General features: G+C 61.5%; 25 protein-coding genes and 3 tRNA genes. 8 read left to right on the top strand and 20 right to left on the bottom strand.

What is annotated here, in order from left to right; genetic code table 11:
• Nucleotides 1-26 precede the first annotated feature (26 nt).
• The gene (locus K9B37_RS01920; protein ID WP_224311089.1) at nt 27-956 is read left to right on the top strand and encodes a dihydrodipicolinate synthase family protein; all 930 of its coding nucleotides are present in this window, start codon (nt 27-29) and stop codon (nt 954-956) included.
• Nucleotides 957-1205: 249 nt separating this feature from the next.
• The gene (locus K9B37_RS01915) at nt 1206-2765 is read left to right on the top strand and encodes a sensor domain-containing diguanylate cyclase (protein WP_224311088.1); all 1560 of its coding nucleotides are present in this window, start codon (nt 1206-1208) and stop codon (nt 2763-2765) included.
• A gap of 101 nt (nt 2766-2866) precedes the next feature.
• Here the strand turns inward: K9B37_RS01915 and K9B37_RS01910 are convergent.
• The 6 genes from K9B37_RS01910 to K9B37_RS01885 form a co-directional block, all read right to left on the bottom strand.
• Nucleotides 2867-2943, bottom strand: a tRNA-Arg gene (locus tag K9B37_RS01910).
• Between the two features lie 22 nt (nt 2944-2965).
• Complete coding sequence (locus K9B37_RS01905) at nt 2966-3271, bottom strand: ETC complex I subunit (protein ID WP_224311087.1); 306 nt, start codon at nt 3269-3271, stop codon at nt 2966-2968.
• Nucleotides 3272-3310: 39 nt separating this feature from the next.
• Nucleotides 3311-3387: transfer RNA gene (locus K9B37_RS01900), tRNA-Pro, on the bottom strand.
• Between the two features lie 62 nt (nt 3388-3449).
• A complete protein-coding gene (locus K9B37_RS01895) occupies nt 3450-3860 on the bottom strand; it encodes a DUF192 domain-containing protein (protein ID WP_224311200.1) in 411 nt (136 codons plus the stop codon).
• A gap of 58 nt (nt 3861-3918) precedes the next feature.
• On the bottom strand, nt 3919-4539 hold the full coding sequence (locus K9B37_RS01890; RefSeq protein WP_224311086.1) for a cold-shock protein: 621 nt from the start codon (nt 4537-4539) through the stop codon (nt 3919-3921).
• Nucleotides 4540-4665: 126 nt separating this feature from the next.
• Nucleotides 4666-5424, bottom strand: coding sequence for an SIR2 family NAD-dependent protein deacylase (locus tag K9B37_RS01885; protein WP_439651663.1), 759 nt, complete (start codon nt 5422-5424; stop codon nt 4666-4668).
• A gap of 60 nt (nt 5425-5484) precedes the next feature.
• On the opposite strand from K9B37_RS01885, the gene K9B37_RS01880 reads away from it, so the two are divergent.
• Nucleotides 5485-6462 carry an acetyltransferase domain-containing protein gene (locus K9B37_RS01880; RefSeq protein WP_224311085.1) on the top strand — a complete coding sequence of 326 codons (978 nt, stop codon included), beginning with the start codon at nt 5485-5487 and terminating at the stop codon, nt 6460-6462.
• A 23-nt stretch (nt 6463-6485) separates the two neighbouring features.
• Here K9B37_RS01880 and K9B37_RS01875 read toward each other — a convergent pair whose 3' ends face one another.
• Nucleotides 6486-7004 carry an Lrp/AsnC family transcriptional regulator gene (locus K9B37_RS01875; RefSeq protein ID WP_224311084.1) on the bottom strand — a complete coding sequence of 173 codons (519 nt, stop codon included), beginning with the start codon at nt 7002-7004 and terminating at the stop codon, nt 6486-6488.
• 220 nt (nt 7005-7224) lie between these two features.
• On the opposite strand from K9B37_RS01875, the gene K9B37_RS01870 reads away from it, so the two are divergent.
• The gene (locus K9B37_RS01870; RefSeq protein ID WP_224311083.1) at nt 7225-7851 is read left to right on the top strand and encodes a 2-dehydro-3-deoxy-6-phosphogalactonate aldolase; all 627 of its coding nucleotides are present in this window, start codon (nt 7225-7227) and stop codon (nt 7849-7851) included.
• A complete protein-coding gene (locus tag K9B37_RS01865; protein WP_224311082.1) occupies nt 7848-8843 on the top strand; it encodes a ribonuclease Z in 996 nt (331 codons plus the stop codon). The genes K9B37_RS01870 and K9B37_RS01865 overlap by 4 nt, the downstream gene beginning before the upstream one ends.
• Here K9B37_RS01865 and K9B37_RS01860 read toward each other — a convergent pair.
• From K9B37_RS01860 to K9B37_RS01820, 9 genes are all read right to left on the bottom strand, one after another.
• Nucleotides 8840-9088, bottom strand: coding sequence for a DUF6894 family protein (locus K9B37_RS01860; RefSeq protein ID WP_224311081.1), 249 nt, complete (start codon nt 9086-9088; stop codon nt 8840-8842). The two genes, K9B37_RS01865 and K9B37_RS01860, sit on opposite strands and share 4 nt — an antisense overlap.
• 92 nt (nt 9089-9180) lie before the next feature.
• On the bottom strand, nt 9181-9411 hold the full coding sequence (locus K9B37_RS01855; protein WP_224311080.1) for a DUF6894 family protein: 231 nt from the start codon (nt 9409-9411) through the stop codon (nt 9181-9183).
• Between the two features lie 140 nt (nt 9412-9551).
• Nucleotides 9552-9626: transfer RNA gene (locus K9B37_RS01850), tRNA-Glu, on the bottom strand.
• A 73-nt stretch (nt 9627-9699) separates the two neighbouring features.
• Nucleotides 9700-11511: a single-stranded-DNA-specific exonuclease RecJ gene (gene recJ, locus K9B37_RS01845; RefSeq protein WP_224311079.1), complete on the bottom strand. Its 1812-nt coding sequence runs from the start codon at nt 11509-11511 to the stop codon at nt 9700-9702.
• A 70-nt stretch (nt 11512-11581) separates the two neighbouring features.
• The gene (locus K9B37_RS01840) at nt 11582-12043 is read right to left on the bottom strand and encodes a GNAT family N-acetyltransferase (RefSeq protein ID WP_224311078.1); all 462 of its coding nucleotides are present in this window, start codon (nt 12041-12043) and stop codon (nt 11582-11584) included.
• Between the two features lie 82 nt (nt 12044-12125).
• Complete coding sequence (glpX, locus tag K9B37_RS01835; RefSeq protein ID WP_224311077.1) at nt 12126-13124, bottom strand: class II fructose-bisphosphatase; 999 nt, start codon at nt 13122-13124, stop codon at nt 12126-12128.
• Between the two features lie 55 nt (nt 13125-13179).
• Complete coding sequence (locus tag K9B37_RS01830; RefSeq protein WP_224311076.1) at nt 13180-14502, bottom strand: homoserine dehydrogenase; 1323 nt, start codon at nt 14500-14502, stop codon at nt 13180-13182.
• A gap of 93 nt (nt 14503-14595) precedes the next feature.
• Nucleotides 14596-15816 carry an LL-diaminopimelate aminotransferase gene (locus K9B37_RS01825; protein ID WP_224311075.1) on the bottom strand — a complete coding sequence of 407 codons (1221 nt, stop codon included), beginning with the start codon at nt 15814-15816 and terminating at the stop codon, nt 14596-14598.
• A gap of 37 nt (nt 15817-15853) precedes the next feature.
• Nucleotides 15854-16255: a hypothetical protein gene (locus K9B37_RS01820; protein ID WP_224311074.1), complete on the bottom strand. Its 402-nt coding sequence runs from the start codon at nt 16253-16255 to the stop codon at nt 15854-15856.
• A 74-nt stretch (nt 16256-16329) separates the two neighbouring features.
• On the opposite strand from K9B37_RS01820, the gene phaC reads away from it, so the two are divergent.
• Complete coding sequence (gene phaC / locus K9B37_RS01815) at nt 16330-18174, top strand: class I poly(R)-hydroxyalkanoic acid synthase (RefSeq protein ID WP_439651662.1); 1845 nt, start codon at nt 16330-16332, stop codon at nt 18172-18174.
• A gap of 69 nt (nt 18175-18243) precedes the next feature.
• Here the strand turns inward: phaC and K9B37_RS01810 are convergent, their stop codons facing one another.
• The gene (locus tag K9B37_RS01810; RefSeq protein ID WP_224311073.1) at nt 18244-19545 is read right to left on the bottom strand and encodes an OmpP1/FadL family transporter; all 1302 of its coding nucleotides are present in this window, start codon (nt 19543-19545) and stop codon (nt 18244-18246) included.
• Nucleotides 19546-19957: 412 nt separating this feature from the next.
• Between K9B37_RS01810 and K9B37_RS01805 the strand changes: the two genes are divergently transcribed.
• A complete protein-coding gene (locus tag K9B37_RS01805; protein WP_224311072.1) occupies nt 19958-20854 on the top strand; it encodes a fumarylacetoacetate hydrolase family protein in 897 nt (298 codons plus the stop codon).
• Here K9B37_RS01805 and argC read toward each other — a convergent pair.
• Complete coding sequence (argC, locus tag K9B37_RS01800; RefSeq protein WP_439651661.1) at nt 20846-21814, bottom strand: N-acetyl-gamma-glutamyl-phosphate reductase; 969 nt, start codon at nt 21812-21814, stop codon at nt 20846-20848. The genes K9B37_RS01805 and argC overlap by 9 nt on opposite strands.
• Nucleotides 21815-22191: 377 nt before the next feature.
• On the opposite strand from argC, the gene K9B37_RS01795 reads away from it, so the two are divergent.
• Complete coding sequence (locus tag K9B37_RS01795; protein ID WP_224311071.1) at nt 22192-22806, top strand: 3'-5' exonuclease family protein; 615 nt, start codon at nt 22192-22194, stop codon at nt 22804-22806.
• A 107-nt stretch (nt 22807-22913) separates the two neighbouring features.
• On the opposite strand, the gene rpsI is transcribed toward K9B37_RS01795, so the two are convergent.
• Both rpsI and rplM read right to left on the bottom strand, forming a co-directional pair.
• Nucleotides 22914-23390: a 30S ribosomal protein S9 gene (gene rpsI / locus K9B37_RS01790; protein WP_224311070.1), complete on the bottom strand. Its 477-nt coding sequence runs from the start codon at nt 23388-23390 to the stop codon at nt 22914-22916.
• 2 nt (nt 23391-23392) lie between these two features.
• A complete protein-coding gene (gene rplM / locus K9B37_RS01785) occupies nt 23393-23857 on the bottom strand; it encodes a 50S ribosomal protein L13 (protein ID WP_224311069.1) in 465 nt (154 codons plus the stop codon).
• Between the last annotated feature and the right edge of the window lie 104 nt (nt 23858-23961).

Genomic DNA, 23961 nt, shown 5'->3' with positions numbered 1-23961 from the left:
AAAAGATCTATCGGGAGGATTCCGTCTTGCCTCAGCCCTCTTTCACTCGCCCCTATCGCGGCGTCTTTCCTGTCGTGCCGAGCATTTTCGACGAAAGCGGCAAGCTCGACCTCGAAGGCCAGCTGCGGGCTGTCGACTTTATGATCGATGCTGGCTCGGACGGCCTCTGCATCCTGGCGAACTTCTCCGAACAGTTCGTCCTGACCGATGACGAGCGGGAAGTCATCATGCAGAAGGTGCTTGATCATGTTGCCGCCCGCGTGCCGGTTATCGTGACAACCACCCACTTCGCGACCCATATCTGCGCGGAGCGCAGCCGCCGTGCTCAGGACGCCGGCGCGGCCATGGTCATGATCATGCCGCCCTATCACGGCGCGACCATTCGGGTTTCAGAAAAAGGGATCTATGAATTCTACAGGGCCGTATCGGATGCCATCGACATCCCGATCATGATCCAAGACGCGCCTGTCGCAGGTACGCCGTTATCGGCCCCCGTCCTCGCCCGCATGGCGCAGGAAATCCCGAATGTCGCCTATTTCAAGATCGAGGTCCCGGGCGCTGCTGCAAAGCTGCGGGAACTCCTCGCCCTTGGGGGTGATGCCATCGAAGGCCCTTGGGACGGGGAAGAGGCGATCACGCTCATGGCAGATCTCGATGCCGGCGGGACCGGCGCCATGACCGGGGGAGCCTATGCCGACGGCATCCGACAGATTATCGATCCTTATGCCGCCGGGCGTCGGGAGGACGCCATGCAGGCTTACGAGCGTTGGCTCCCGTTGATCAATTATGAGAACCGTCAATGCGGATTGCTGGCCTGCAAGGCCTTGATGAAAGAAGGCGGCGTCATTCGCTCGGATACCGCACGCCTGCCGCTGCAGCCGATCCATCCGGACACCCGTAAGGGTTTGATCGAGCTCGCACGTCGGTTGGATCCGCTCGTGTTGCGATGGGGCTGATAGGATATGAGCCGGTCTCTGGGTCGCTATGCGTGAGGACTTAGGGGAGCGGTCACTCTCAGCCGCCCCTCTTCACGTGTTTTTGTTAGGAATAATATCAAAAATTTGACCCTCGATAGAGAAGTTGCATCATTACTTCTTGACGTAAAGTAATTTATAGGTTTTTAGCGCCATCTCCTGGCGCTTCTTCTTTTCCGGCATGTCTTTTACGATCGCCCGGCGTGAACCATCGCTTTGGAATCGAGGGTTATGACCTTGTCGACCGACCTTTCTTCCGAGGCCGAGGCGTCTAAGCCTTCCTCAGCATGGTTTCGTCGAAAGCGCTCTTCAACGCGCTGGCTTCAGCATTTCATCGCCCTTGTATGCCTCGCCATTCTGGGTCTCGAGGGCTGGCGCGATTGGACCGAGTATGAGGAGACTCTCGAAGATACAGCGATTAATACGGCCAATCTCGCTCACTCTTTGAAGCAGCACGCCGAGGATACGTTCGAGATGACGGACTACGCCCTCTCGGCCGTGGTCGAGCTGGTCCAGGTCGACGGAACATCTCCCGAGGCGATGGCGCATCTTCACTCGATTTTGGTCAATCGGGTTTCCCTGCTGCCTCGCCTGAAGGAAATCAGCGTCTATGGCGCTGATGGTCAGTGGCTCACAAGTTCTTCGCAGGCCCTTTTCCCGGACAAACCCAACCAGGCAGATAGCTCCTTCTTTGCCTATCATCGAGAGAGCCTGAGCCGCCGCCCCTATTTTGCTCCGCCAGATCGCAATGTGCCCCTTGGCGAACGGACGACGTCAATTTCCCGGCGTTTCACGAACCCGGACGGCTCCTTCGGCGGGATCGTGGTGGCAAGCATCGACCCGAGCTATTTCGCCCGCTTCTATTCTCGGTTCGTAGTCGGTCGTCAGGGGGCGATCGTCCTCTCCGCGAAAGACGGCACCGTCCTGTCACGCTACCCATTTCTCGCGGACTTTGCCGGAGCCGACCCGACAAGAGCCAATCCCGTTATCGAGCACCTGAATCGCACTCCGGCAGGAACATATCGATTCGTATCGCCTCTCGATGGTCTCGACAGGATTGGCGGGTTCGATAGCGGGACCAATTTTCCGTTCGTAGTCGTCGCCTCCGCAGGGCGGGACGACGCCTTAGCCTCTTGGCGGAGCGAAGTTCTCCTGCGCGGCTCCGCGATCGGCACCCTTGTCGCCTTCATCGGACTTCTCGGCTGGAGCTTGGTCAACCAGTTGCGGCGGAGGGAAACGGCTGAAGCCAAGCTGGCGGTACTCGCGCGGATCGACGGCCTGACCGGATTGGCAAACAGGCGCAGCTTCGATGAGCGGCTGGCACAGGAATGGCGCCGCTCCATCCGCGAGGGAACTCCTCTCTCGCTTCTCCTCATCGATGTGGACCAGTTCAAGCAGTTCAATGACCTCCACGGACACCAAGCCGGCGATGACTGCCTTCGGGCAGTAGCGCATGTCGTTGATCAGATCGCCCGTAGACCGGCCGATCTGGCAGCCCGATATGGTGGAGAGGAGCTCGTTCTGTTGCTTCCCGCGACAGACGAAGAGGGCTCGGCGCAGATCGCCGAGAGGCTACGCTCTGATGTTGAGGCGTTGGCGCTTCCGCATCCCAGAAACGAGCCCAAATGCGTCGTGACGGTCAGCGTCGGGATTGCAACTCTGAACCCGCAGCCGGGTTCATCGGGGGACCGTTGCGAGGCTCTGATCACGCTGGCAGACAATGCCCTGTACGACGCCAAGCGCCAGGGGCGGAACAAGGTGGTTATGGCCCACCGAGAACTTGCCGTCTAAGACACAGCAGATGGGCAGCTAAAGAACGCGTTGAGGAGCGTAACGGAAGTTATTGATCTTCCGTGATTTCTGTCGCCTTCGACCACGCAGGCCCTATGGAATGGCGACCCCGGCAGGGTTCGAACCTGCGACCTGCCGCTTAGAAGGCGGCTGCTCTATCCAGCTGAGCTACGGGGCCATGCCGGAGGCGCGCTCGACCCTCAATGGGTCCAGGGACCGACGCGGTTGAATTTGAAATTATCCGAGTAGGACATGGTACGCCGCTTCACCTCTTGCGGCTCCTCGACGCGGTACGCGATCCCTTGCCTTTTGGCGTAGGCAACCGCCTCTTCCTGCGTGTCGAACCAGAGACGGAGCTGCTGCCGGGTATCGCCGGAGCTCGTCCAGCCCATGAGAGGCTCGATCTCGCGGGGCTTGTCCTGCTCGAAAACGAGAAGCCACTGCTTGGTACGGGCGAGGCCGGATTGGGTAGCGGCCTTGGCTGGCTTGTAGATCCGTGCGGGCATCGGGCTTCGATACTCTCTCAAAGGTCATTCTCGGCGACGTGGTCGGGGCGGCAGGATTTGAACCCGCGACCCTCTGCTCCCAAAGCAGATGCGCTACCAGACTGCGCTACACCCCGCCTTCGTCACCAGAGTGGGTTGTTGGCTATCACGTGGATCAGGCTTCAGCAAGCGTTCAATGTCAGCGCTTGAACAGCGGATGTTCCACACGGTCGCCAGGCTTGATGCCGAGCCGTGAGGCCGTCCCGGCATTCAGCTCCAGGACCGCCAGAACGGGCTCCCCGGAAGGAATGGTCCTCGTGGACAGGGGTTCCGTATTGGCCGCGATACGGGCAATTGTGCCATCGGGCCGGATGAACAGCATGTCGAGAGGCAGGTAGGTATTCTGCATCCACATAGCGACCGGCTCGACCCGACCGAAATCGAATAGCATGCCATGATCCGCAGGCATGCTGCGGCGGAACATCAGGCCCTGAGCCCGATCGGCATCGTTGCGGGCCACCTCGACCTGAAAAGCCTGGCGCTGACCGCCCTGCGCCTGAATCGTGAGGGCTTCTATGGCCTGCTGAGCGTAGACAGCCGTCGCAGCCATCGCCCCGAGTGCCAGGGCGATTACGAAAGATCGTGTTCTTTGCAGCATGCGCGCGCCGTCAGTGAGAATGCGGCAGTGCCATGTCGGCGAGGCGCACCTCGGCCGCCATGAGGCCCTTGGACCCGTCACCGAAGCGTACGAAAACCCGTTCGCCTGGCTTCAGCTCGGCAATTCCGTAGCGACGGAGCGTCTCCATATGGACAAAGATGTCCGGCCGCCCCTCCCCTTGGGTCAGGAAGCCGAAACCGCGGAGACGGTTGAACCATTTGACGATGGCAGGCTCCAAACCGCTGGTCGGTACGACTTGGACATGGGTCCGGGGCAGAGGAAGCTCGGAGGGATGGAGCGCCGTCGATTCATCCAGGGACAGGATCCGCAGCGCCTGCAATCCCCGAGGGCGCTGAACAGCCTCGACGACGATGCGGGCTCCCTCGTTGGCCGCCTGATAACCGTCCCGGCGAAGGCAGGTTACGTGAAGGAGCACATCCGGCATGCCGTTGTCGGGGACGATGAAACCGAAGCCCTTGGCCACGTCGAACCATTTGATTCTGCCGCTGACCTGGACAAGGTCGAGGGATTTCTCCTCCGGAACACCGTCTGCCGCTTCGCGGCGCCCCTGATCGATCGGGGCCGAATCTCCCCGCGCGTGGAATGGGTTGGAGCTGTAATCGTTAGACATGAAGAAACCCGCACTCGAATCAGAACCCCGACTCTTAACGAGAAGATAACATTGTCCTGAATCTGGGAAAGCCAGAAACGCCCGGGATGGCGTAATGTTTTTCTTAGCCGACGAATTAAGTGGGCTCTAATGAGGGGCGAATTCCGACAGCACCTGGCCAATTTCCGCGTGAATGACCAGATCTGCCGCGTCGTCGAGGGGCGTCGGCTCGCGATTGATGATCACCAGGCGCGCACCGTTTTCCTTGGCCATCAAGGGAAGGGAGGCCGCGGGATAGACCACGAGAGAGGATCCGACGACCAGGAAGACGTCGCAGGAGAGCGTCAGCTTGAGCGCCTTGCGCATGGCTGCCTCCGGCATCGCCTGGCCAAACGAGATCGTGGCCGACTTCACGATACCGCCGCAGGCTTCGCAGACAGGGGCATCGCCTGCATCCTCGAAGCGGGACCGGACCCAGTCGAGGCCATAGCGTATCCCGCAGGAGAGGCAGGTGGCATAGGTGCCGTTGCCGTGAAGCTCGATGACCTGATCGGTCGGTACACCCGAGGCCTGATGAAGGCCGTCGATGTTCTGGGTGATGATCCCCGGCATCCGACCTGCCTCGACAAGCGACGCCAGAGCCAGATGCCCGCGGCTCGGTCGGGCTCCGCGATAGAGGTCGTCCATCGTGAATTTGCGCCGCCACGCCTCCCGGCGCGCCTCCTCGCTCTTCAGAAAGAGGTCGAAGGGAATGGGCTTGTTCTTCATCCACGGGCTGTCGGGCGAGCGGAAATCCGGGACGCCGCTTTCGGTCGAGATTCCGGCGCCGGTGAAACCAACCGCGCCATCGGCATGGTCGATCAGGTCCTTCAGCGCGGCCATTGACGTATGAAGAGGATCGGTCATGAGGATGATATAGGGTATACACTCCGTAATGCCCCTACCCCTTCACCTGAGACGTTTCGCTTGAACATCCCAATCTCACAGAGCCAGATCGCCGCGCGTCAACGTTGGGATGCCATCGACGTGGCGCGCGGAATCGCGATTCTCGCGATGATCGTCTACCATTTCAGCTGGGATCTCAGCTTTCTCAAGCTGATCGCGACCGACATCGTCGCCGTTCCGGCCTGGAGATGGTTCGCACGGTGCATCGCAGGCTCCTTCCTGTTTCTCTCAGGCATAGGATTGGTCCTGGCCCATTTGCAGGGCTGGCGTTGGAAAGCCTTTCTGCGGCGCCTTGCAAAGATCGGCGGTGCAGCGATTGCGATCACGGTCGCCACCTATTTCGCCTTTCCGCAGAGCTTCATTTTCTTTGGCATTCTTCACTGCATCGCGGCATCGAGCGTCCTTGCCCTGCCCTTTTTGCGGCTCCGCCCGGCCCTCGTCCTGGCCGCAACAATCTTCTGTTTCGCGGCTCCCTGGATTTTCACGAGCCCGGCCCTCGACCAACCCTGGCTCGACTGGCTCGGCCTCGGGACAAGGGAGCCGGTCACCAATGATTACGTGCCGATTTTTCCTTGGTTCGGCTTGGTCCTGGCCGGCATTGCTGTGGCAAAGATTGTGCTTCCCTATACGGACGCGCTTCAGATCGCGCGGTGGCGTGCCAAGCATAGCACTACTCGCCTCATAGCCTGGGCCGGCCGCAAAAGCCTTCCGATCTATCTCCTCCATCAGATCGTCCTGCTCGGCGTTCTCTATGGCGTGCTGCAGCTGACGGGCCCCAATCCCATGGCCGAGGCGCGGCCGTTCATTGCTGAATGCGAAGCAAGTTGCTTGGCGCAGAACGGCCAGGCCGGGATGTGCCGGGCGCTATGTTCGTGCGTCGTGAAGGAATTGCGCCAGAGCGAGCTTTGGCAAAAGGTCTTAAGGGACGATATCGGCCCCGAGGAGCAGACGCGCATCTCTCGAACGGCGCAGCAATGCCTGCGTCAAAGCGAGCCCTGAAATATCCGTAGCGGGTGATCCTATCACCCGAGAGTGTCAGGGATCGGGTAGCCGTCGAACGCCTTGAGCATCTTGAGAACGAATGTCGTGTGGATGCGGGCGATTCCGAGCGTCGGATCGGCGAGAAAGCCGTCAGTCAGGGACTCATACGCCGAGAGCGTCGGTGCAACGATGCGGGCGACATAATCGTATTCCCCATTGACGAGCTGCAACTCGATGACGGCGGGGTGAGCGCACAAGACCTGCTCGAGCCGACGCCGCGTGGCCGTCGCCGCATCACGCAGGCCGATATTGGTCATGGCGACGATCTCGTGACCGAGGGATATGGGGTCGAGCATGGCGGAATAGCCGCGGATGACGCCCCGCTCCTCCAGACGCCGGACGCGCTCGAGACAGGGCCTTGGCGAGAGACCGACCCGCTCCGACAATGCCTGATACGTCATCCGTCCATTGGCGGCCATGGCCTTGAGGATGGACAAGTCGATACGATCGAGAATTGTCTTGCGCGTCCGGTTGGGCGGCGGCTTGGCTTCAGGCTTCATGGCTGTCACTCGGCATTGGGCTTCGCAGGCGGCAATCCCGCCTGCGGACAGCGCACGTCTCTATCCCAGCCTCTTCGCTTGGGCAAAGTCCCGTTTCTCCGTCGACATCTATATTTCCGAACACCGATTAACCGTTGAAAGCGTATCGTATCTCCGCCAACTAAGGGAGCTGAGGCCTCAAGGTTCACGTCGCCGCAGGGGCCGGGCAAAGGGAAAGACCGTGTTTCGCGATTATCTCACCGACCTTCCATTGATCGCTATTCTTCGAGGCCTGAGGCCTGAGAGCGCGGAGGCCGTTGGCCACGTCCTGGTCGAGGCAGGTTTTCGAATCATCGAGGTGCCCCTCAATTCTCCAGATCCCTTCCGGAGCATCGAGATTCTCGCAAAGACCATGCCCCGAGAGGTTCTCGTCGGCGCCGGAACGGTGCTCGACACCGAGAAGGTCGACGGTGTGCATGATGTCGGCGGCAAGCTGATCGTCATGCCCCATGCGGACCTGGACGTGATCCGGCACGCCAAGCAGCAAGGCCTCGCCTGTACGCCCGGCGTCGCCACGCCGACCGAGGCCTTTGCGGCGCTCAAGGCCGGTGCCGATGCGATCAAGATCTTTCCAGCCGAAGCTGCTCCACCACCCGTGGTGAAGGCTTGGCGCGCCGTGCTGCCCAAGGAGACGATCGTCCTGCCTGTCGGCGGCATCAAGCCGGAAACGATGAAGAGCTATACCGACGCCGGAGCCAATGGATTCGGCCTTGGATCCGCCCTGTTCACGCCCTCGATGTCCGTGGAAGACATAGGCCGCAATGCCCGTGCCTTCGCAACAGCTTGGCGGGATCTGCGCCAGGGATGAGCTGGCTCATCCAGCCGCGCCTTATCAACGGCCCCTTCGACGACCCCGGCCTCTACCTCGACTATCGGTTTGGTCGCCGTGCCATTCTGTTCGATCTGGGCGACCTCGGAGCACTCTCGCCCCGAGAGCTGCTCCGGGTCAGCCATGTCTTCGTCTCGCATGCGCATATCGACCACTTCATCGGTTTCGACCGCCTTCTGCGCTTCTGCCTGCACCGTCCTGGCCCTCTTCATCTTGTCGGGCCGCCCGGCTTCATCGATCACGTCGAACATAAGCTTCGTGGCTATACCTGGAACCTGATCGACGAGAGTTCCGTGGATTTTCAGCTTCACGTGGGAGAGTTCGACGGCCTGCGGCTTGATCGTTTCGTCGTCTTCTCCGCCCAGCATGTCTTCGAGCGGTGGGAGGGGCGACCGCCGGAGCTGCCGCCAGGGATCGTCTATGCGGATTCGGATCTTCGCATCGAGTCGATCGCCCTCGATCACGGAATTCCGTCTCTGGCCTTCGGCTTGAGGGAGACGCGGCGTGTGAACGTCCGCCGCGGCGTTCTCGAAGCGCGCGGCCTGCCGAAGGGCCCCTGGCTGACCGAGGCGAAGAATCTGCTGCGCGCCGGCATCGTGGATGCGGAGATCGCGATCCCGGGAAATGGCCGGGTCGCGCTCAGCAAATTGAAGGACGACCTTTTCCTGACGGGCCCGGGGCAGTCGATTGCCTATGTGACGGACACGGCTCCCACGTCCGAGAATGCCGAAAAGATCCTGACCATTGCTGCCGATGTCGATCAGCTTTTCATCGAGGCGGTCTTCCCCGAGCGGGATCGGGCGCTTGCGGAAGCCGCGCTTCACCTGACGGCCTGGGAGGCAGGGCGTCTTGCTCGCAAAGCGCGTGCCAAACGTCTCGTCGTCTTCCATCACTCGGCGCGCTACATCACAACGCCAGACGCCTTGCGTGCGGAGGCCATGCTGGCCTTCGAGAGCGCCGAGACGGCCTAGCTCTTTCGTCGGCGGTCCGCTTTCAGCACCAGCGTGAAAGGAAGCGTGGCCGCAGGGTGGCGATCCTGGTCTTGGATGTCGACAGCCCACGCCGTCCAGTTGCGGAAACGCCCCTCCTCGGCGACCAGGGATAGGATTGCCACCACGCCATGCTCGAGCGCTTCTGCGAGCGTCGCGCAATTTTCCCCGTGCTTGTCGACGAGGTGAAGGTGGGCTCGTCGGAGGTTGAAGTAGAAGCGGGGCACAAGGCGGACTCCGATCCCACGACCGCAGTCTGGGCGGTATAGCGGAGCTGCCCCAAAGACAGGCAAGGTCTCTTAGCGAATCGTCGCCAGTTTCAGCGGCGTCGGCCGTGGGAGCCGCGAGAGAAGGGAACCGTCATCAGCCGACGCCCAGTCTCGTCGGTGATCTCAAGCTCGATATTGCCTGCATCCGCGAGCTGGTCGCGGAGCTCCTCGACGGTTGCGAGAGCCTCGGCTCGGGCAGCTTCGACATCTGGTAATTCGATACCCTCGTCGTCCTCGTCGAGATCGTAGCCGTCCCGGATGTTGAAAAAGAAGCGCGGCATCAGAGGCCCCCGTGTGAGTCTATGAATCTCACCTTTGAACGATATCAAGCTTATGGAAGATCCGATGACAGCCCAACGGCAGGCGAACATTTTGCCTGGGGATTCCGGCTTGAGCCTGGCAGTGGGGAGGATCCTCGAAATGGCGCGGCCTAGGGGAATCGAACCCCTCTTCCCAGCGTGAAAGGCTGGTGTCCTAACCGATAGACGAAGGCCGCTTGAGTGGGGCGCTGCCCCTGAGGTGGGCGGACATATAGATGGGTTCTTCCGACACGGCAAGCGCCAGAATGCTCATTCCGGCCTCGCAATGTCCATTATTCGCAATTCGACCTTTTCGTTGCCGCCCCAACGATCGATGGACAGGGTTCCGGCCACGTGGACAGAGTTCCCCGTCCCCTCCAGCAAGGCCTCGCCGAGGGGCTGGCCGGCGGCCCGGAACGCGATTCCGCCGATCATGGCTCCGTCCCCACCCCGAAGCCGCACGCGCATATGCCCGCCGCTGCCGACCTCTCGTGTCTCCACGATTCGGTGGTGAGGAAGGGCGAAGACGGGCTCCGGCTGGCCGGCTCCGAACGGACCTGCGCGCTCGAGTGCCGCGACGAGCTTCGTCTGAGCTCCGCCGGCCGTAAGAGTTCCGTCGATGGCGAAATGGTCCTGCAAAAGCGTTGCGCCGACAGGTTCGAGAAACCGCTCGATGACAAATTGCTGGAAGGGCTCCATGTCCGCGGCCGGGATCGTCACGCCCGCCGCCATCATGTGCCCTCCTCCCTTTATTGCAAGCCCCGCCTCGACGGCTGCGCGGACGGCACTGCCGAGATCCACGCCCGGCACTGAGCGCCCCGATCCGGTCGCAGTCCCATCCGCATTAATGGTGAAGGCAAAGGCCGGACGGCGAAAACGCTCCTTCATCCGCGAGGCGATCAGACCGACGACGCCAGGATGCCATTCCGGAGACGATGTCACGATCACGGGCAATGCGGGGGAGCGCTCCAGAAGGAACAAAGCTTGGGCCTCGGCCTCCTCGACGGCCATGGATTCGATGGCTTGACGCTCCCGGTTCAGGCGATCGAGCTCTGTCGCGAGCTGGCCCGCATGGACGGGATCTTGAGAGAGCAGCAGTCGGGAGCCCAGAGCCGCGTCACCGATGCGGCCGCCCGCGTTGATCCGCGGACCGACCAGATAGCCGAGGTGCCAGCTTTCCGGAGCACCGGAGAGACCGGCCGCATCGAGAAGGGCCGCGAGCCCTATCCGTCCGCGATTCCGCATGATCGCGAGCCCCTGGCGGACGAATGCCCGATTGAGCCCAAGCAGAGGTACGACGTCGGCGACCGTCGCAAGCGCCACCAGATCGAGGCTTCCCATTAGATCCGGTTCGGAACCGGCCCGGAAAAACCCGCGGCGGCGAAGAGCGCGGTTAAGGGCGACGACCGCCAGGAACACCACTCCCGCGGCGCATAGATGTCCCAGCCCCGAGAGATCGTCCTGCCGGTTCGGATTGACTAGCGCCAGGACCTCGGGAAGGCGCTCCGGTGCCTGGTGATGATCGAGAACCACTGTATCGAGGCCAAGGCGGCGCGCTTCGGCGAGCGGTTCATGGCTTGCCGTGCCGCAGTCGACGGTCACGAGGACGCCTGCCCCCTGCTCCTTCAAGGCCCGGATGGCATCGATGTTCGGGCCATATCCCTCGGTGATCCGATCGGGGATATGAATCAGGTACGGAACATCACAGGCCCTGAGATATTCGGCCAGGACTGCCGCGCTGCAGGCGCCGTCCACATCGTAGTCGCCGAAAATGGCGACCGTCTCCCGACGCGTGACGGCGTCGGCAAGCCGCTCGGCCGCCTTGTCCATATCGGTCAGCACGGACGGGTCCGGCATGAGGTCCCGCAGGCGTGGATTTAAGAAGCTCTCGGTCTCATGCACGCCGATCCCCCGCCCGGCGAGGACGCGCGCCACGACATCGGACAAGCCATGGGTCTGGGCGATGGCGAGCGCGATGGCACCCTGAGCGGGATCGCAGCGTTCGACCCAAGTCCGACCGAGCGCAGAACGGCTGATACCGAGAAACGGGCGGGTGGAAGACAGGAAAGCTGATTCGGTCACGGGCGGAGTCTAGAGCGGGATCGTGTCTTTTTGAATCGTGAACCCGCCCTATGCCAAGCAAGTCTCGAACTCAGAAAAGCTTCCGATACTGAATGAAGCCGCTCTTGGCTGCGACCTTATCGTACAGAATCTGGGCGGTCGTATTGGTTTCATGCGTCAGCCAATAGACCCGGCTCGCACCGTCTGCCTGCGCCCGTCCATAGACTTCCTCGATGAGAGACCGGCCGACGCCCCGGTTCCGCGCCTTCTCGGATGTGAAAAGATCCTGAAGATAGCAGTAATTTCCCGGAGACCATGTCGAGCGGTGGTAGAGGTAGTGGACGATCCCGATGATCTCGCCGTCGAGCACAGCGGCGAGACCGTACATCGGTTCCGCCGGATCGAGCAGTCGCGACCAGGTCAGGTCCGTCGTCTCAGGGGGAAGACTCGACTTGTAGAAGGTCAGATAGCCCTGCCAAAGCGGATTCCATCCGTCCCGGTCTCCTGGCTGAAAGGGACGAATGAGAATGCTGCCCGGCTGCTGGTCCGCCATGGATTGCTCCCGCAAGATGATGTCCGCTTAATCAACGGGGCGGCGTCCTATCGGAGAAACGGATAGGACGCCAAGTGCCCCATCAGTCGAGATGGAACTTCGACAATTCGCGATGTTCGCCGTAGATCCGACGTACAGTGCCAGTGGCCGAACGATACACGACCGTTTCCGTGGTGATCACGTCCTTGCCGAAGCTCACGCCCTTGAGGAGCGCGCCGTCGGTGACGCCCGTTGCGGCGACGATCACGTCGCCCCGGGCGAGGTCCGTCATGTCGTATTTCCGGTTCGGATCGGTCACGCCCATCTGGTGGGCGCGGGCCCGCTTCTCTTCGGTGTCGAGAATCAGGCGTGCCTGCATCTGGCCGCCGATGCAGCGCAGTGCCCCGGCCGCCAGAACGCCTTCGGGAGCCGCCCCGATTCCGAGATAGATATCGATTCCGGTTTCGTCGGGCTTGGTCGTGAAGATCACGCCCGCCACGTCGCCATCGCTGATCAGGCGAATGCCCGCACCCGTCTTGCGGATGGCCGCGATGAGATCCGCATGGCGCGGGCGGTCGAGAACCAAAGCGTTGATTTCGTTGGGTTTCACGCCCTTCGCCTTGGCAAGGCTGTGAATGTTCTCTTCCGGCGAGGCATCGAGATCGACGACGCCGGTGGAATAGCCCGGGCCGACCGCAATCTTGTGCATATAGACGTCCGGCGCCGCGAGCAGCGTCCCGGATTCAGCCATTGCCATGACGGCGATTGAGCCAGGCATGTCCTTGGCGCACAGCGTCGTGCCCTCGAGCGGATCGACGGCGATGTCCACTTTCGGGCCGTTCCGATTGCCGACCTTCTCACCAATGAAGAGCATTGGCGCTTCGTCGCGCTCGCCCTCGCCGATCACGACCGTGCCGTCGATCGGCAGGCGGTTCAGCTCGCGGCGCATGGCATCTACGGCGGCCTGGTCAGCGGCTTTCTCATTGCCGCGTCCGCGCAGGCGGGCCGAAGCCACGGCGGCGCGCTCGGTCACGCGGACGAGCTCCAAGGTCAGAATGCGCTCAATGAGTTGGCCCGGTTGGACGGTAATGCCCTGCGACATGGACGTATCGTCTCCTTATGAATGAGGGAAATCGGGATCCGGCCTGCGCCGGGAATTATTCGCGTTCGATGCGGATCACTTGGGGCGGCTCGGCGATAAGACCATCTCCCGAGATTTTTTCAACAGCCGAGCGGATCGATGCCTCGGTGGCCGCGTAGGTGATGAGCACAAGGGAAACCGGTGCTCCCGAGCGGCCGTGAGGATCCTGTGTCGCAGCCGTTTCGGACCGCTTCTGCAGGATGCTTTCCAGGGAGATGTCGGCCTGAGCCATGCGGGTCGCCACGCCGGCCGCGACGCCCGGGCGATCATGGACCGTCAGGCGGATATAGTAACCACCCTCATGGCGCTGCATTGGGGCCCGAGGAGCCTTTTCCAGGCGGTCCACCGGCTGGCCGAATGGAGCCTCCGCCTTTCCGAGTGCCACATCGGCGATGTCGGCGACCACGGCGGAAGCGGTAGCGTCACCACCAGCACCAGGACCGATGAGGGTCAATTCCTTTACGGCGTCGGCATCAACGGTCACCGCATTCGTCACGCCCATGACCTGGGCAATGGATGAGGTCTTCGGCACCATTGTCGGGTGGACGCGTTGCTCGATCCCGGTCTCCGTCCGCTCGGCGACCCCGAGAAGCTTGATCCGGAATCCGAGCTCACTTGCCATGGCAAGATCAAGCGGCGTGATGGAGGAAATGCCCTCGACATAGATGGCGTCGGCGTCGATTTCCGTCCCAAAGGCGAGGCTGGTGAGGATGGCGAGCTTATGAGCCGTGTCGAAACCTTCCACATCGAAGGTTGGATCGGCTTCCGCATAACCAAGGCGCTGGGCGTCCTTGAGGCATTCGGAGAAGGTCAGCCCCTCCAGCTCCATGCGCGATAGAATATAATTGCAGGTTCCGTTGAGGATACCATAGAGCCGCGATACCCGGTTGGCGGGCAGTCCTTCGCGCAAGGTCTTGATGATCGGGATTCCCCCGGCGACGGAGGCCTCGAATGCCAGGGCGACGCCCTTTTCCTCGGCGATTCGCGCAAGGGAAAGGCCGTGTTTCGCCAAGAGAGCCTTGTTGGCAGTGACGACGCTCTTCCCCTGGGACAAAGCGGTCTCGACCGTCTGCAAGGCCGCTCCGTCCGCACCGCCCACCAGCTCGACCACGCAATCGACGTCGGCAGAGCGAGCGAGCGCGACCGGATCATCGAACCAATCGAAATCCGAAAGATCGAAGCCGCGGTCCTTGGTCCGATCACGGGCGGAAATAGCCGTCACTTCAATGGGACGACCGGCCCGCTGGGCCAAGACCTCGTTCTGACGGGCGAGGATGCGGATGACCGATGCGCCAACCGTGCCGAGGCCGGCGATGCCGACCCGAAAAGGACGTGTCACGAACAGCAGCTCCTAGTGAAAGTCGCGCAGCTCTTTACGACTGCCAGGGTTGCATGTCCATGCACGGTTCATGACAGCCGATCCGGCGCGCCCTCACCCGGCTCGTGTCAACGGCACCACGTTGTGCAGCGTATTGTCCGCCGTATCGAAGAACCGGCGGATGTTGCGGGCGGCCTGGCGGATGCGCTGCTCGTTCTCGACGAGCGCGATACGAACATAGTCATCTCCGTGCTCGCCAAAGCCGATCCCCGGCGCCACCGCCACATCGGCCTTCTCGACAAGGAGCTTGGAGAATTCCAGGCTTCCAAGAGATCGGAATTTCTCCGGGATCTGAACCCACGCGAACATGGAGGCGGTCGGTGTCGGAATGGGCCAGCCGGCCTTTCCGAAGGCATCGATCATCACATCGCGGCGGCGCCTGTAGGTCGCGCGCATCTCGCGGATGCAGTCGTCGGGCCCATTGAGAGCCGCCGTCGCCGCCACCTGGACCGGCGTAAAGGCCCCATAATCGAGATAGGACTTTACCCGGGCCAGAGCCGCGAGCAGACGCTCGTTGCCCACGGCGAAACCAATCCGCCACCCGGCCATGGAGAACGTCTTGGACATGGAGGTGAATTCCACCGCGACGTCGATCGCTCCCGGCACCTGCAGAATCGACGGCGGCGGATTGCTCTCGTCGAAATAGACCTCCGAGTAGGCGAGATCGGAGAGCAGGATGAGGTCATGCTTCTTCGCGAAGGCGACGAGATCCCGATAGAAATCCAGGGACGCCACGTAAGCGGTCGGATTGGATGGATAGCAGACGACGAGCGCCACCGGCTTCGGAATGGAATGCAGCACGGCCCGCTCGGCCGCCGGGAAGAAGGCCGGCGTCGGCTCCGCCGGCACAGAGCGGATTACTCCACCGGCCATGAGGAACCCGAAGGCATGGATCGGGTAGCTGGGATTGGGCACCAAGACGACGTCGCCGGGCTCGGTGATCGCCTGCGCCATGTTGGCGAAGCCTTCCTTCGAGCCGAGCGTGGCGACGACCTGGGTGTCGGGATTGAGCTTCACGCCGAAACGGCGCTCGTAGTAGCCCGCCTGGGCGCGCCTCAACCCGCCGATGCCCTTCGAGGCCGAATAGCGGTCGGTCCGTGGCTTGCCCACCGTCTCGACCAGCTTATCGATCACATGCTGCGGTGCCTGCAGATCGGGATTGCCCATGCCGAGATCGATGATGTCGGCGCCGTTGGCCCGGGCGGCGGCCTTGATGCGGTTGACCTGCTCGAAGACGTAAGGTGGGAGGCGCTTGATGCGATAAAAATCAGGCATGGTTCAGTCCTCGGGCAGGATTCTAAAAGGCTCGTTGCTAGGGGGTCTTTTTCTTCTTGGTCGGTTGCGCAGGGCTTGCGGGGGCCGGCAAGGCGACTGTCTGGGGCGCCGGAGTTCCTCCGAGCTGCGCTGCGGCCTCACCCTTCGATTGATTTTGCGCCCGAACGGCATCGAGCTCGGCCTCGGCGGCCTTGACCTCATCAAGCGTCTTTGCTGCCGTCGGGCGCCCCTCCTGAGGCGTGCCGATAGGGATGTAATCGAGATTCTGAGGCCTTGAGGCCGTGATGAAATCCGGCCTAGCGGCCATCTTGGGACCCAGTCCGCTCGATTCCACGAACTCTCCGGTCGCGTTGCCGCCGCATCCCGCCAGGAGGGCAGCCAGGAGGAAGGCGCAGCCCGCAGCGACGGTGCGGGCGATAGGAGCGGATGCAAAATTCATTCTTAATTCCGAGAACAACGGATGACTCTAGGCTTTATGATGATCCAATCGCTAAAATGTCGGAAATGCGGCATATGAGCAATGGCAGCGAGGACCGTCGGGAGAACGCCCTTATGGACAAACCGTCGTCGACTGACAAAGCGCCTCCCCCAGTCCCGGACTTCGACGAACTCTCACGCAATCTGACCTTGCTCCTGGAAGGAGTAGGCAAGGCGACAGCGGCATACCTCAAACCCATGACCGAAGGCCAGCACCGGTCGGGGTTCGCCGAAGAGGCGGCAGAGGCTGTACGTTCTTTCGGACATATCGCCGAAGCCTGGATGATCGATCCCCAAAGGGCGGTCGATGCGCAGAATCGACTTGGGGTGCAGTTCCTGGATCTGTGGGCATCGACCCTCAAGCGCGCTCACGGCGAGCCCGTCGAGGCGATTGCTGAACCAGAGGCGAAGGACAACCGTTTCAAAGATCCTGAATGGTCCGAGAACCCGGTCTTCGACTTCCTCAAGCAGGCTTATCTCATCACATCCCGGTGGGCCGAGAATCTTGTTGACCAAGCGGAAGGCGTCGACGAGCACACACGCCACAAGGCGCAATTCTATTTGAGGCAGTTGTCGAGCGCGCTGTCCCCATCGAACTTCCTGCTGACGAATCCGGAGCTGCTTCGCGAAACGCTCCAGAGGAACGGCGCCAATCTGGTCCGCGGGATGGAAATGCTGGCGGAGGATATCGAGGCTGGCGGTGGCGAGCTTAAGATCCGCCAATCCGATCCGACGCGCTTCAAGGTCGGCGTCAACATGGCGACGACACCCGGAAAGGTGATTTTCCGCAACAGCCTGATGGAGCTCATCCAGTATGCGCCTGCGACGGATACCGTCCTGAAGCGCCCGCTCCTGATCGTTCCGCCCTGGATCAACAAGTTCTACATTCTCGACCTCAATCCGGAAAAAAGCTTCATCCGGTGGGCGGTGGCGCAGGGCCTTACGGTCTTCTGCATCTCCTGGGTCAATCCCGGGCTCGAACATGCGGGCAAGGATTTCGAGAGCTACATGCGGGAAGGAATCTTCGCCGCTCTCGACGCCATCGAAACGTCCACCGGCGAGAAGAAGGTCACGGCAATCGGCTATTGCGTCGGAGGAACTCTGCTCGCAGCGACTCTGGCCTATATGGCCGCGAAGAAGGACAAGCGGATCGACAGCGCGACCTTCTTCACCGCACAGGTCGATTTCACCTATGCGGGCGACCTGAAAGTCTTCGTGGATAAGGACCGGGTCAGTGCCCTCGAGGCCAGCATGAAAAAGCGCGGCTACCTCGAAGGCTCGCATATGGCCAACGCCTTCAACATGCTCCGCCCAAACGATTTGATCTGGTCCTATGTGGTGAACGTCTATCTGAAGGGGCAGGCGCCCTTCCCGTTCGATCTGCTCTATTGGAACTCCGATTCGACCCGTATGCCGGCAGCAAACCACGCCTTCTATCTCCGGAACTGTTATCTGGAGAACAGGCTCACCAAGGGCGAAATGGAACTGGGCGGTGTAAAGCTCGATCTGAAGAAGGTGAAGATCCCGGTCTTCAACCTGGCGACCAAGGAAGACCATATTGCTCCGGCCCGCTCGGTTTTCCTCGGCTCGAAGAGCTTCGGCGGCCCCGTCGAGTTCGTGCTGGCCGGCTCCGGTCATATCGCCGGAGTGGTCAATCCCGTCGGTAAGGCCAAGTACCAATATTGGACCGGCAATTCTCTCGATGGTGAGCTGGACGACTGGATCGGACGGGCCCAGGAGACCCCCGGCACTTGGTGGCCTCATTGGTTCTCCTGGATCGAAAAGCAGACGTCACGCCGCGTACCGGCGCGCGAACCCGGCGGCGGGAAGCTTGAGGCGCTCGGCGATGCCCCGGGCACCTACGTGCTGGCGAAGTCCTGATCCGGCCGATGCTCGCAAACGAAAAGGCCGGCAAGATGCCGGCCTTTTGCATGAAAGATACCGAGGATCTTAGTATTTGCGAACGATTGGGGCGGGAATGGCCTTCGCCGGATTGTCCCAGCGGTATTTGACGCCGGCGGAGATGATGTCGACATGCGTGTCGACATCCGCCGTCAGCACCGCACCGCGCGTTGCGAAGGTCGGATTGCCGGGCGTCAGAGAGAGGTTCGTGTTCCCGACCGCGAAGATGTGCGTATAGGCGAGGTCGAACGAAAGCTGGTCGCTCCAGTTGTAGGTCGTGCCCACGGAAAGCCACACGCGATCGGTGTCGGGCAGGCGTGGGCTACGCGTCTCGAGTTCGATCGGGGAGATTTCGTAACCGAGGCCGGCGCGAACCGTCCAGGCGGGATTGATGCGATATTCGCCGCCCACCGAGAAGAACCAGCCGTCCTTGTAGTCTAGCGGCAGATACGGGGACTGCGCCAGGAGCGTTCCCGTCAGCCCGTTGGTCACGCGCGGATAGCCGAGACGGCTCCAGTTGGTCCATTCAGCGGTCGCATTCAGCGTGAAGGCGTCCGTGATCCGCTGGCTGATACCGACGGAGACGGATTCGGGCAGGACCAGGTTGGCTTTGATCGGGATACCGAAATATTGGAAGTTGCCTTCGAGCTTCTGCTCAACGGCCGAGCGGAAACCGATACCGATCGACGTGCCGGCGAATGGGGTCAGGGTCGCACCGAGAGAGTAGCCGAAGCCCCAGCTGTCGCCCTCGAGGCCGGCCGAGGGCGCAAATGGCGATGCCGCCGTCGCCGAGAAATAGCGAACCTTGAAATACTGGGCGCGCACGCCGGCACCGACTGACAGCCAGTCATTCACCTTATAGCCGATGGTCGGCATGGCTTCGTAAGAGAATACCGACGTGGTGCGGGCATAGATCTGACCGGCCCAGACGGGGTTGGGCTTCGTTACCAGGCCGTAGGGAGCGCCGTTATAGAAGCCGAGCCAGAGGCTGTCGTTGATCTGGAAGCTGGCATAGCCCGCGGGAACGACCGCATCCATACCGATGTCTCCGGACGGACCCAGAGCGGCGAGACCGGCAGGAATCGTGAAGGTCGGCGCGATCTTCGATTCGGGAATGATCGCTGTCGCGTGGAACTCGCCCTGCCAGCCCGGAGCCATCGTGATGGTGGCGGGGTTCCAGTACATCGACGAAACGCCGGCTGAGCCCGCCGCCACGCCGGCAAAGGACTCGCCTTGCCCGGTTGCACTCTGCTCCCGCAGAGCGAAAGCGCCAGCCTGAGCTGCGCCCTGAGCGGCCACGAGCGCCGAGAGAGAGACGGCAGCCAGAATTAAAGACCGATTGAAACGCATAGAGATTTCCCGCCCTTGTCGTCTTCTGTTGTTCATACGCGGGAGAATCTTCCCCGCTTTGAAACTCACTCTGCCAATGCTTTGATTTTGCCGCAATCCGTTAACGAGTTCCTATCGAGCTTGACCGTAGGACAATATATTCTAAGAAATTGTGACTTTTACTTTCGCTTTTACTTGCTCTTCCCTGAAGGAAAAGCAGTTAAAGATTTTAGTTTATATATAAACAGACGTATTTCCCCTCTTCGCCAAAGGACAAGCGCTTATCTGTCGCTTATGTGCCCGCTGTGATGTCCGAGGCGTTTCGTCGATATGCGTGACAAAACGGCAACATTTCCGTGACGAGGAAAGCGCATTGCGCCCGACCGCTAAATCGGACCATATGATGCCCTACCGTCAAAAAGGGGAAACGCTGATGAAGCTTGTGCGGTTTGGTGAGGTCGGGCGCGAAAAGCCCGGACTGGTGGATGCCGATGGTGGAATCCGGGATCTTTCGTCAGTCATTCCGGATATCAGCGGCGCTTCCCTCAGCGCCAACAGTCTCGACCGGATCCGTAAACTCGACGCAAAAACACTCCCCCTTGCCCCTTCGGGTCAGCGGCTTGGTGCCTGCGTCGGCAAAGTGGGCAACTTCATCGCGATCGGCCTGAACTACGCCGACCACGCCGCCGAGACGGGCGCCCCCATCCCTGCTGAGCCGATCATATTCAACAAGGCGCCCTCCTGCATCGTGGGCCCGAACGATAACGTGATCATTCCGCGTGGGTCGCATAAGACGGACTGGGAGGTCGAACTTGCCATTGTGATCGGCGAGCGCGCGTCCTACGTGGGCGCCAACGAAGCCATGGACTACGTCGCAGGATATTGCGTCTGCAACGACGTATCCGAGCGGGAGTTTCAGATCGAGCGCGGCGGAACCTGGACCAAGGGCAAGGGCTGCCCGACCTTCGGTCCCCTCGGCCCGTGGCTCGTGACCCGCGACGAGATCCCCGATCCGCACGCGCTGGACATGTGGCTCGACGTGAATGGCGAAAGGATGCAGAACGGCTCGACGAAGACGATGATCTTCAACCTGCCGCAGATCGTTTCCTACGTCTCACACTTCATGATCCTGGAGCCGGGCGACGTCATCACCACTGGCACCCCTCCCGGCGTCGGCATGGGCATGAAGCCGCCGCGCTTCCTCAAGTCCGGCGACGAGATAAGCCTCGGGATCGACGGTCTCGGCGTGCAGCGTCAGCGGGTCTTTGCGTTCGAGGAGCGGCCCGCCGACATCAGATATCCCGCGCACCAGCGCTCGGTGTCAGTCTAGACCGAGCATGAGCTTGATGTTCTGAACCGCTGCGCCTGACGCTCCCTTGCCGAGATTGTCGAGGCGCGCGACCAGGACGGCGTGGTCATAGGCGTCGTTCCGGAACACGCGGAGCTCCATCAAGTTCGTATCGTTCAACGCCTCGGGCTCGATCCGCTCGAGGCGTTTTCCGTCCGAGTGCGTGGTAAGGACGGAAACGATCTGACTGCCGGCGTACCAGCGGCTCAGAACGGCCTCCAACTCCTCGGCCTTTGGCTGCTTCGGAAGCATGTCCAGGTGCAGCGGCACGCTGACAAGCATGCCTTGGCGGAAATTGCCGACCGACGGTACGAAGATCGGGCGGCGCACGAGGCCGGTATACTTTTGCAATTCGGGCACGTGCTTGTGCTCGAAGCCCAGGCCGTAGAGTTCGAAGGCGGGCGCGGTGCCTGCCTCATAAGCTTCGATCATGGACCGGCCGCCGCCGCTATAGCCGCTGACCGCATTGACGCTGATCGGATAGTCCGGCGGTATCAGTCCTTCGTCCACAAGCGGGCGAATGAGCGCGATCGCTCCCGTCGGGTAGCAGCCGGGATTGGCAACCCGGTCCGCCTTTACAATGGCGTCGCGCTGCGACGGGGCGAGCTCGGCGAAGCCATAGACCCAGCCGGGGCTTACCCGATGCGCCGTGCTGGCATCGACGATCTTCGGTTTCCGGCCATCCAGCGCATCGACGAGGGCCACCGTCTCCCGAGCGGCATCGTCGTGCAGGCACAGGACCACCAGATCCACCTCACCGAGGATCTCGCGTTTGGCCGCGGGATCCTTGCGCCGCTCCGGGTCGATGCTCTTGATCGCAATCCCGGGCTCTCCCTTGAGGCGATCGCGGATGCCGAGGCCAGTGGTACCGGCCTCCCCGTCGATGAACACAGTCTTGGTCCGCGCGTCGGATGATGTCGTGGAGGTCGTCATGGTGGTCATCGCCAGATCCGTTCTGCCTGTCAGGCCGCTGATATAAGGCTTATTCCGGAAGAGAAAATAAAAAAGCCGCGCATCGGGCGCGGCTTGCGATCAGACTTCAATAGCCGTCATCGCGCTCGCGCAGCGGGAGCGTTCATGGAACGTCGGCGGATGGTGGTCCGAATGATCATGGTCAAGACATGCGCTGCAACGCCACCGTTGTCAACAAGCGCGGCATTCGAGGAGGATGCGTATGGGTTAGGATGGAGGTTCACAGGCGTGTTGGAGAGCCTGTCGCGGTTCCTGATCTAGCCACGCGAGACCGACTGCCCCAGTCCACCTGCCGCCGAACAACGGCAATGCTATGCTGGGAAGGGACAAGGCACCGGGCAACGCTCATGAAAACGGCAATCGTATTCGACTGCGAGTTTCTTTGCATCCAGGGCTCGCAGAGCCGGTTTTGGTGCGCGGCTCACGACCCCGATCCGGTGATCGCACAGATCGGCGCGGTGAAAATCGGGCTGGAGGGCGATTTCCCCCTTCTGGATACATACAAAGCCTACGTTCAGCCGATCGACCGGTTTGGCAACAGGTATGCCATAGACCCGTTCTTCACCAAGCTGACCGGGATCATGGGGGAAGACATAGAGACCAAGGGGATGGCCTTACAGGAAGCCCTCGCTGGAATTGACCGCTTTTCAGACGGTGCGCGGTTCTGGTCGTGGGGCAAGGACGAGCTGAACATGGTCGCCATCAGCTGCTATGTCGCGGGCATCCCGCCATCGATCCCGGCGCACCGGTTCGATAACGCCGTCAAGCTCGTGATCGCAGCCGGCATGCCGATAGACGATATCGCAAAGACCCCTAGTAACAAGCTCGCGGACTATTACGGCGTCCGGCATCCTCCGTTGCACGGACACGATGCTCTCGACGACGCGCTCTCCGTGACATACGCGCTGCAACATCTCTTGAGGATCGGGAAGTTGCAGCCCGACGTCTTCGACCGCACCTAGCCGATCTATTGCCTTGGCCCAGGGTTGGCGCGGAGCGGAGGTAACAAGTCATCCAACGAAAAAGGGCGGCCCGAAGCCGCCCTTTCGAATTTTCGTTGCCGTCGCGCTTAGCGCTTCGAGAACTGGAAGCTGCGGCGGGCTTTGGCCTTGCCGTACTTCTTACGCTCGACGACGCGGGCGTCGCGGGTCAGGAAGCCTTCCTTCTTGAGCGGACCGCGGAGTTCCGGCTCATAGTAGGTCAGCGCCTTGGCGAGGCCGTGGCGGACAGCGCCCGCCTGACCGGACAGGCCACCACCGTTGACGTTGACGACGATGTCGTACTGGCCGTCACGGTTAGCGATCTGAAGCGGCTGAGCAAGGATCATGCGCAGCACAGGGCGGGCGAAGTAGACCTCGACCGCACGGTCGTTGACCGTGATCTTGCCGGAGCCGGGCTTGATCCAGACGCGGGCGACCGCGTCCTTGCGCTTGCCGGTGGCATAGGCGCGGCCATGGGCGTCGAGCTTCTGGACATGCTTCGGAGCTTCCGGAGCGGCGGTCTGGGCGGACTGGCCCAGATCGGCGAGAGACTGGAGGGTCGCCATGATTAGACTCTCACGTTCTTGCTGTTGAGGGCCGCCACGTCCAGGGTCTCCGGCTGCTGAGCGGTATGAGGATGCTCAGCGCCACCATAGACGCGCAGGTTGCCCATGATCTGGCGGAAAAGCGGGCCGCGCGGGAGCATGCGCTCCACTGCCTTCTCGACCACGCGCTCGGGGAAACGGCCCTCGAGGATGAACTTTGCAGTCCGCTCCTTGATGCCGCCCGGATAGCCGGTGTGGTGGTAGTACACCTTCTGCTCGCGCTTGCGGCCGGTGAGCACCACCTTATCGGCGTTAATGACGATGACGTTATCGCCGCAGTCGACGTGGGGCGTATAGCTTGCCTTGTGCTTGCCACGCAGGCGCATGGCAACGATCGAAGCGAGGCGGCCCACAACGAGGCCGTTTGCATCGATCACAACCCACTTCTTCTCGACCTCGGCGGGCTTCAGCGAAGTCGTAGTCTTCATTGCGCTGTTTCCCGTTGGAGCCATAAGCGGCTCAGGTTCTGAAAACGACAGCCGCCGCGAAATGCGGCGGCGAGTAAGGGGTGAATAAGCAGCCTTGTTTGGGT

The sequence above is a fragment of the Microvirga puerhi genome, from assembly GCF_020089865.1.
Taxonomy (GTDB): domain Bacteria; phylum Pseudomonadota; class Alphaproteobacteria; order Rhizobiales; family Beijerinckiaceae; genus Microvirga; species Microvirga puerhi.
The sequence above is the reverse complement of the archived record's forward strand: the minus strand, read 5'-3'. Positions and strand labels throughout refer to the sequence as shown.

Bases quoted from the DNA above. Each gene is read 5' to 3' on its own strand.
- K9B37_RS01915 (WP_224311088.1), top strand. From the start codon at position 1,206: ATGACCTTGTCGACCGACCTTTCTTCCGAGGCCGAGGCGTCTAAGCCT.
- K9B37_RS01905 (WP_224311087.1), bottom strand. From the start codon at position 3,271: ATGCCCGCACGGATCTACAAGCCAGCCAAGGCCGCTACCCAATCCGGC.
- K9B37_RS01895 (WP_224311200.1), bottom strand. From the start codon at position 3,860: ATGGCTGCGACGGCTGTCTACGCTCAGCAGGCCATAGAAGCCCTCACG.
- K9B37_RS01890 (WP_224311086.1), bottom strand. From the start codon at position 4,539: ATGTCTAACGATTACAGCTCCAACCCATTCCACGCGCGGGGAGATTCG.
- K9B37_RS01885 (WP_439651663.1), bottom strand. From the start codon at position 5,424: ATGACCGATCCTCTTCATACGTCAATGGCCGCGCTGAAGGACCTGATC.
- K9B37_RS01875 (WP_224311084.1), bottom strand. From the start codon at position 7,004: ATGAAGCCTGAAGCCAAGCCGCCGCCCAACCGGACGCGCAAGACAATT.
- K9B37_RS01865 (WP_224311082.1), top strand. From the start codon at position 7,848: ATGAGCTGGCTCATCCAGCCGCGCCTTATCAACGGCCCCTTCGACGAC.
- K9B37_RS01855 (WP_224311080.1), bottom strand. From the start codon at position 9,411: ATGCCGCGCTTCTTTTTCAACATCCGGGACGGCTACGATCTCGACGAG.
- K9B37_RS01840 (WP_224311078.1), bottom strand. From the start codon at position 12,043: ATGGCGGACCAGCAGCCGGGCAGCATTCTCATTCGTCCCTTTCAGCCA.
- glpX (WP_224311077.1), bottom strand. From the start codon at position 13,124: ATGTCGCAGGGCATTACCGTCCAACCGGGCCAACTCATTGAGCGCATT.
- K9B37_RS01825 (WP_224311075.1), bottom strand. From the start codon at position 15,816: ATGCCTGATTTTTATCGCATCAAGCGCCTCCCACCTTACGTCTTCGAG.
- K9B37_RS01820 (WP_224311074.1), bottom strand. From the start codon at position 16,255: ATGAATTTTGCATCCGCTCCTATCGCCCGCACCGTCGCTGCGGGCTGC.
- phaC (WP_439651662.1), top strand. From the start codon at position 16,330: ATGAGCAATGGCAGCGAGGACCGTCGGGAGAACGCCCTTATGGACAAA.
- K9B37_RS01810 (WP_224311073.1), bottom strand. From the start codon at position 19,545: ATGCGTTTCAATCGGTCTTTAATTCTGGCTGCCGTCTCTCTCTCGGCG.
- K9B37_RS01805 (WP_224311072.1), top strand. From the start codon at position 19,958: ATGAAGCTTGTGCGGTTTGGTGAGGTCGGGCGCGAAAAGCCCGGACTG.
- argC (WP_439651661.1), bottom strand. From the start codon at position 21,814: ATGACCACCATGACGACCTCCACGACATCATCCGACGCGCGGACCAAG.
- K9B37_RS01795 (WP_224311071.1), top strand. From the start codon at position 22,192: ATGAAAACGGCAATCGTATTCGACTGCGAGTTTCTTTGCATCCAGGGC.
- rpsI (WP_224311070.1), bottom strand. From the start codon at position 23,390: ATGGCGACCCTCCAGTCTCTCGCCGATCTGGGCCAGTCCGCCCAGACC.
- rplM (WP_224311069.1), bottom strand. From the start codon at position 23,857: ATGAAGACTACGACTTCGCTGAAGCCCGCCGAGGTCGAGAAGAAGTGG.